Source organism: Microcoleus sp. Pol8_D6 (genome assembly GCF_036700965.1).
GTDB lineage: Bacteria > Cyanobacteriota > Cyanobacteriia > Cyanobacteriales > Microcoleaceae > Microcoleus.
The window spans coordinates 1-6803 of sequence record NZ_JAUBPW010000130.1; the positions used below are offsets into that span (position 1 = coordinate 1).

At 45.6% G+C, this 6803-nt stretch carries 8 protein-coding genes; 4 read left to right on the forward strand and 4 right to left on the reverse strand.

Translation table 11 applies throughout. From position 1 onward, the window contains the following. Positions 1-357: 357 nt before the first annotated feature. Together QUA10_RS28400 and QUA10_RS28405 are read right to left on the reverse strand one after the other, a co-directional pair. A complete protein-coding gene (locus tag QUA10_RS28400) occupies positions 358-1701 on the reverse strand; it encodes a helix-turn-helix domain-containing protein (protein ID WP_333085843.1) in 1344 nt (447 codons plus the stop codon). Positions 1702-1764: 63 nt separating this feature from the next. Next, positions 1765-2370, reverse strand: a complete 606-nt coding sequence (locus QUA10_RS28405; RefSeq protein WP_333085844.1) for a Uma2 family endonuclease — start codon at positions 2368-2370, stop codon at positions 1765-1767. A gap of 515 nt (positions 2371-2885) precedes the next feature. Here QUA10_RS28405 and QUA10_RS28410 point away from each other — a divergent pair. Together QUA10_RS28410 and QUA10_RS28415 are read left to right on the forward strand one after the other, a co-directional pair. Beyond that, entirely contained in the window at positions 2886-3278 is a 393-nt protein-coding gene (locus QUA10_RS28410) for a hypothetical protein (protein ID WP_333085845.1), read from the forward strand. Positions 3279-3396: 118 nt separating this feature from the next. Further along, positions 3397-3567, forward strand: coding sequence for a hypothetical protein (locus QUA10_RS28415; protein ID WP_333078140.1), 171 nt, complete (start codon positions 3397-3399; stop codon positions 3565-3567). 219 nt (positions 3568-3786) lie between these two features. Here QUA10_RS28415 and QUA10_RS28420 read toward each other — a convergent pair whose 3' ends face one another. Both QUA10_RS28420 and QUA10_RS28425 read right to left on the reverse strand, forming a co-directional pair. Further along, the gene (locus tag QUA10_RS28420; RefSeq protein ID WP_333085846.1) at positions 3787-4932 is read right to left on the reverse strand and encodes a ParB/RepB/Spo0J family partition protein; all 1146 of its coding nucleotides are present in this window, start codon (positions 4930-4932) and stop codon (positions 3787-3789) included. A gap of 111 nt (positions 4933-5043) precedes the next feature. Further along, entirely contained in the window at positions 5044-5874 is an 831-nt protein-coding gene (locus tag QUA10_RS28425; protein WP_333085848.1) for a ParA family protein, read from the reverse strand. 370 nt (positions 5875-6244) lie between these two features. Here QUA10_RS28425 and QUA10_RS28430 point away from each other — a divergent pair, with 370 nt between their 5' ends. Beyond that, on the forward strand, positions 6245-6424 hold the full coding sequence (locus QUA10_RS28430) for a hypothetical protein (protein WP_333085849.1): 180 nt from the start codon (positions 6245-6247) through the stop codon (positions 6422-6424). Positions 6425-6463: 39 nt separating this feature from the next. After that, complete coding sequence (locus tag QUA10_RS28435; RefSeq protein ID WP_333085852.1) at positions 6464-6718, forward strand: hypothetical protein; 255 nt, start codon at positions 6464-6466, stop codon at positions 6716-6718. Positions 6719-6803: the final 85 nt, after the last annotated feature.

A 6803-nucleotide genomic window follows, 5' to 3' on the forward strand; every position in this document is an offset into this window, starting at 1 on the left:
GGTAATTTACTTTCATACAATCGTCCTTTTGCTAGAAGTGCTATTGTAGCATATTTTTGGAGAAGTGGTATTACAGTAGGGGACTTAGACAAAACTTAGCTTAAAAATAGGCTCAAACCCAGTTTTGAAGAGGGTTAGAGGTTGATGTGTCTTTTTTTTTGCTGCGACTGGGTTTGAGCCTCAGATCCGCCAGTCAAGCTAAATCCCTTTCTCACAGAGGATTACAGGTCGATTTAAGCCCTGAATTGGTCTTAGTCCCGCGGGACTAACGCCAAGCATCATTAGGATAGGGGCAACCCCCCGTGGTTGCCCCTACAAAACATCGTATATTGAGGCTGTGTGTCCAGGATTAAGTAGTCAATCTGAAATGCTTAACAGATGCCAGATTTGGGATTCCAGTTCTGGTGCAGGGATTCGCTCCCCACGTTCCAACATGGATACATAACGCTGCGACACCCCTAGCCAGCCAGCCAATTGTGCTTGAGTCCAACCTTTGGCTGTTCTTGCTTCTTTTATCTCATTGCTTGTCAGTTTAGGTTTGAGAGCTTGTTTCAGGCGAGGTTGAACCTGTTTGAGTTCAGCTTTGGTTGCCAGGAGTTGGGGGATAGGTGCTGGCGGATGGATGGTAATTTTGGCTGCCAATAGCGTGTCAAAGTATCCTCGTTTTTTTCGATACTTGCTACCGGGTCTCAGCCATTCTGGGTAGGTCTCTTGGTCAAACTCGATTTGAAACGCTCGCTGGAGTTTCAACAGCACTTCCAGGGTGTGATTCCAGCTATTCATCAGCGTGTAAGCTTTTCTACGGTCAGACCGGGCTATATCGATTACCGTTTGGCATAGGAGCGCTTTTAGAAGGGTTTCCACTTTGTAACAGCCACTGGTGTGAAATCGGCTTTCCATCGTCAGATGAAGTGCTAAGCGCAAAGCCAGTTCATCATGGTAGGCATCGATTTTGAGAATCTCCTGAGCTAAATAGCCAAACTGATACAAGGCTTCTTTGGCGAAGTAACCTGCTTTGTTCAAGAAGGCATGAGTCCAGAGCCCCGGTTGGACTGTGATGTAGACTTCATCAGGCTGCTCTATTTTGCCCTCCAGATTCTGCTGACCTGTTAACTGAATTTGAATATTCCACATTCGCGAGGTGTCAACGCTGGCTCTAATTCCACCTTTTTTGTGTTGGCCTTCAACCCATGTGGCTTTGATTGCTAGGCAACCTAGAGCATATGCAGTTTTAGCTAGTTCATTCAGTTTTTTAGACGCGGGCAAGTCTGTGCGTTTGTCCCAGCCCATTTCCTTGATTAAGTCACTGCCTTCGAGAGTGAATAAGCTTTCCCACGGCTCTTCTTGTCTCATAATATGAGCGGCAAAAATCAGGTGTAACTTGGCAGCGGTCAGCCCAAACTTGTCAATAATTTGCATGGCCTCGTCTAAAGGCAGCAGCGTGATGTCGCCGGGGTTGGCGATGTAGTGCTCGATGATGTTGTTGGGGTTGCCCTTGCCTCGGTGTTGGAAGTAGCCGACACCTGAAGGGTATTGCTGCCACAAGTCTGTTCTCAGTTGTGCGTGGAGGCTGGATACCATAGGAGGGGGTGTCGCGACAGGGGCGATCGGTCTACTCTGGTACAGACGAGGTTCTGTAATGGGTTTGTCTGGGGTATCTCTAACTTCAGCCAGACTTTCTGAGCTGGTCCTGTCACTCATAGTTTTAGTCAATAGTTAGAACCTAGCATTTTACTCACTGAATTTTTCACAAATTCGATAATTTTAAGTCGGCATAATGTCGTCAAGTTGCAATTGTAAATTGGGAAATAGGTAAGAATAAATCGGCTCTCCCAAGCGATATTGTTGCTGCTGGTAAACTCCATCAACCAACTGGCAGACGGTGAAAGTAGGTTGCTTGGGAGAGCCGATAAATTGCAAACCCCCCAAGCCTCGAAAGTCCACAATCCAATATTCTGCAATCTTCAAAAAAGCGTATTCTTCCACTTTTCTTGCATAATCATCTTGCCAATTAGTGCTGACCACTTCGGCAACAAGCTTAATTGTACTATCTTTACAAATCACTGGTTCTTTTTGCCAAAGGGGTTCACTACTAAGTTCTGCTTTATCTAAAACAACTACATCAGGACGCAGCGCTGTGGCCTCAGCGTATAGGGGTTTTATTAAACAAGTTTTTGGAACCAACCAATTGAAATTACCACGAAAAATTTCTACGTAAATTCTACCAGCAATACTACCTGCAACCGCTTCGTGAGGACCAGTAGGTTCCATGTCTCTGAGTTCTCCATCAATGAGTTCATATCGTGTATTATCTCCATATTGGGCGATAAACTCCTCAAAGCTAAATAGTTTGGATGGGGTGTATGTCATAGGTTATTTTTTAATGGGAGGTAGCTTAATTAGAAGTTTTGTGGGGTAGGGAGTAGCGATCTGTTAAGTTTATTATACTCGTTCGATTGCATGACCGCCTTCGAGCTTGTCAAACTAATGGAGGCGGATTGCGATTCGCTCAATATTCCATATCTCTTAACGCCTTCCTCACTATTATTCCACTTTTAGTATAAGAGAGCTCGGATGAGTGGTACGAATACTCTTCGTCAAGCTTTAAGATTGATGGCTAACCAACTTGAAAATATCATTGAGTTGCTTTTCGGTTTTTCTAACCGAGATCAACCAGTTAGATCCTTCACGTAGCATCAACAAATAGCCCAATCAGCTTAGTTTATTTTTTCGACAATTAATCCACCCTGCCATCCCTCAAAGAATATGCCTGGAAAAATCCTCAAGCTACACCCCCAATTACAGCAGGCAACAATTTTGATCGGCTTTTAGATAAAATCAAAACTAGAACCGCCCTTTATCTCGGCAAGCGTTCTATCTTTAGTTTGCAAGCTTTTTTAGATGGTTACACTTTAGCCTGTCGCCAACTCGGAATTCCTGTTACTGAACAGGAACAAGAATTTGCAGAATTTCAAGACTGGATTGAAAAACAATTTAACCAGCCATCTACCCAGTCTTGGGCGCGAATTATCCTTTTTTATTCAGAAGATGAATCCCAAGCGCTTGATACATTTTTTGAGTCATTTGAAGATTTTTTACACGGAACTTCCCCCGCCTGCTCGCTATCGTTCCGGTTCAAACTAATACGGGGTCAGACTTTCCCGGTTTGGGAAAATCTTTTATATGACTACAAGTTTTGGAAACCCTTATGTAGCGGGGTTTTTTCTCCATTCCACTATCTCACAAGAGGTAGTAGGCAAAGATTAAGAAAATCTTAAATACATGACAGCAGGCGTCTAACGCTCAAATCGCCCAAACCTATATCCCAAAAGAAATACAGCCTCCCGAACGCCCCCAAAGCGGGGAAGTTCCGTTTACAGCGCGAATCCTCGCTTGATGCCGACACAATCTCTCGCCACCAGTCGCCCCCAAAATGGTAATAAAAAGCAGCTAAATTCTTTGGTAGAAAACTTATCCGAAGAAGCGCTTGCCCAACTTCGTGAAGAAGCCGAATCTTTGCACCAAAAAGAAAAAAGTCCAGTAGAGAACCCATTTGAGATATTTTAGCGATCGCTCTTAGCAGTCGATCGACTGCTAAGAGCTCAAATCGATTCTCTAAGCAAAACATAAACCGAATCGTTTCATCTACCCATATTTACTGACTATTGCCCTTATGTGCGTAGATTTTTACAAGCAGCGCTACACTTTCTCTTTGATACTCCGTTAACTATAGCCGGGTGGTCGCCCACCCGACTACGCTTCTGAACCGAACGTGATAGTTTCCGATCATCCGAGCGCATTTTGTTTCAAGACCGCCTCAATGAACGCTAGCTTTTGGCGCAAAACCTCCTGCAATTCCACCAGTTGGTCAACTTCTGCTTGCTCCAACATTTCTGGCGACAGCTTTTTCAAGTTCCCAGTTGCTAGCTTGACCTGCTTAAATTGGCGGACTGCCCCTGGGGAATTAGTGAGAGTAGAACTGATAATGGACTGTACCAATCTACGAGTTTGAACTGCCGACAATTTCTCGGCGATAACTTGGGTAGTCGCGTTAACTCTAATGGACTGCGCCTCTTCCTCAGACAATCCCAAATTTTTAGCAGAGAGTTTAGAAAGAGCCGTTGCATGAACCCCTTTAAGTCCTAATTTCCTAATAGCAGTCTTAAGGTCAGCAGCTAAAGACAGCATCGGGAAAATATTGGCATCGATGGAAGCCGGATTGAGCTGCAAATCCAACAATCTCCCGAACACCGCCAGCTCTTTTTCATCTAAACCTAAAGCGGTTAAACCCTGCAGCTGCTGGTCAGGCATCGCCGTCACCAACTCGGAAACTGAGTTCATGCGCTTTTGCGCGTTCAACCGCCGCACGGCTGTAGAGAGAGTGCGAGGGATAGTTACAGCTTCCAAACCCGTATTGCTGGACAACTCCCGCACAATAGCCTCCGCTTTGTCGAGAGGATTGAGGTCTTCACGGTGCAGGGAAGTCAACAGCGCTTTGCGGTGCAAAGACGCAGGCTCTGGAATGATGACAGCTTGCAAAGTTTGCCAGCCCATAGTTTTAGCGCTGCGCCAGCGCCGCTCTCCGTCGAATATCACGAGTTCTCCCCGTTGAATCAAGATAATGGGTTGCAGTTGTCCGTCACTAGCGAGGGAGCGGGACATGGACTCGATACTTTCCGGCAAAAATGTCTGTCTGGGTTGTTCAGGATTAGGCTGAATTTGGTCTAGTGAAATGGAGAGGATACCGCTGGCGGATTCTAGTTGTTCTCGCAGTGCAGTCAGTTGAGATTCCAATTCCGTTGAACCAGATTTTCGCAGTTCTTCAATTTCTGCTTTGAGTTCCTGAATCTCGGTTTCAGCTTCAGAGAGGTGCATTGACTGCTTGGCGGATGAAAAATAATTTCCCAGGTCTGGAGCTTTACGGGCGGCCATAGCGATTTTTGATTTTTGATTGGGGATTGGAGAAAGTGAGTTCATGGCTCTTAGTCAGAAACGAAGGACTTGTTTTCGCTAAGCAAGCAAGTTGTGAGTATGAATCAAATACTATTTCTTTTTTTTGCCTTTTTTGGCAACAGCCGGAGCAACTTCATTTCCCATTAAGGTAGCCAAGTGCTTAACAATTTCTTTGAAGTCGCCTAAAGCTGGGTGAAGGGGGCGGTAAATGTGTAAGGGCAACCCTTGACCGCTGGCATTGACAAATTCTGCACTGTCCCGAATTGGTGGAAAAACGCGGATATTCATCTGCTCTAACTGGGCTGGCAAGGACTCTAAAAGTTGTCGGTGGACGGCTCGTTTAGTATCGTATTGGTTGGGTACAAACCCTAAGATTTCTGGTTGCGGCTTGAGGCGTAATTGTTTGCAATGGTGGTAGTACCACTCCAGCAGGTGAGCTGCTCCTTGAATTGATTTTGGTTCGAGCTGTACGGGCACTATTATATGAGTGCAAGCAGTTAGTGCCATCAAGGGCAAGGGGCCGAGGGTAGCGGGGCAGTCGAAGATAATTAGGTCGTGTTCCAAAGGATAGTCGCTCAGGCAATCGCCTAGAAGATAAGCGCCACGCTTGTGCAGAACTAACTCGTCTGCTGTTTGTGTCAGAGTCATTCCGCCTTGACAAACGGTTATATTATTGGTGTGGGGACTCCAGCTAGGAGTAAGAGGCCAAGAGCCATTGAAGCTTTCTCGCATTATGGCGGATAGTGTGTGTTCTGGCTCTGGCGGATTTAGACCGCAAAAAAGGGTCAGGGAGCCTTGGGGGTCGAGATCCATAATGGCTACTTTCAAACCCCTTAACCCCAGTTCGTAGGCGAGGTGAACTGAAAGTGTGGTTTTGCCAGTGCCGCCAGCATTGCTGATGACTGCTAGTCGAATTTGCATGGTTTTGAATTAAGTAGATGATTTAAGTATGATATATCGAGAGTAGGCATCAGATATCGATATATGAGAGCATTACGGTAAACCACTGTTGGGTTCCACGTTGAAACAGCAAGTTAATATTTAGTCGGTCGAGCAGAATCTCGTCAAGTTTAGTACCAGACAAGACAGTTTAAAAGGATGTTCGTTCGATCGCTCGATTGAAACCGAACTTCATATATCAATATCTGAGCTACGTTATAACCGCCGAGTTAACTTTGAAAACCATCTTGGGATGACGATCGTACAATCTACCGAAATGCAATCAAACTTCATATATCAATATTTGAGCTAAGCGAGCGCGATCCAACTTTCTGGGAAGAGATGCTAGCAGATGCCAGAACCGTTTCGCAGTGGGCAAGCAGCAATTGGTTTGAAAGCTTTACACGCTGTTCCTATTTTTGTCGAAGGTCAATTTTGGGGGATGGTGGCTTTTGAGGAATGCCGGAAAGCAAAACATCAAGGTTTGGCTGAACAGGCGATGCGTGAAAACGGCGACTGTTTGTATTGGTAGTGCCATTGAACGCGATCGTACCCAAGCAGCAATCCGGGAGTGCCTAACAAGAACGAGTCGCCGAACAAGAAGCGCAAAACCGTTTATTGGAGAATCGCGATCGCCGAACAAGAAGCTACGGCAAAAGCTGTCAACGCCTCACTAATTTTGGAAAACTTCGATGAAGCGGTCAATACCACCCTGCAAATTCTTGGGGAAGGCTCGGGTTGCGATCTGATTAATATTCTAGAAAACTTCTTCGAGCTCACCCAACAGCTAAACCTGGATTTTTCAAGTCTGCGTCTTTACCGATAAAATGGGTCTGGTTGAGTCGATGGGAGGTATTACCCTCCGCACCTCTCAGTTAGATCCGGACGTGCGATTTTCACCGCATCCGGCT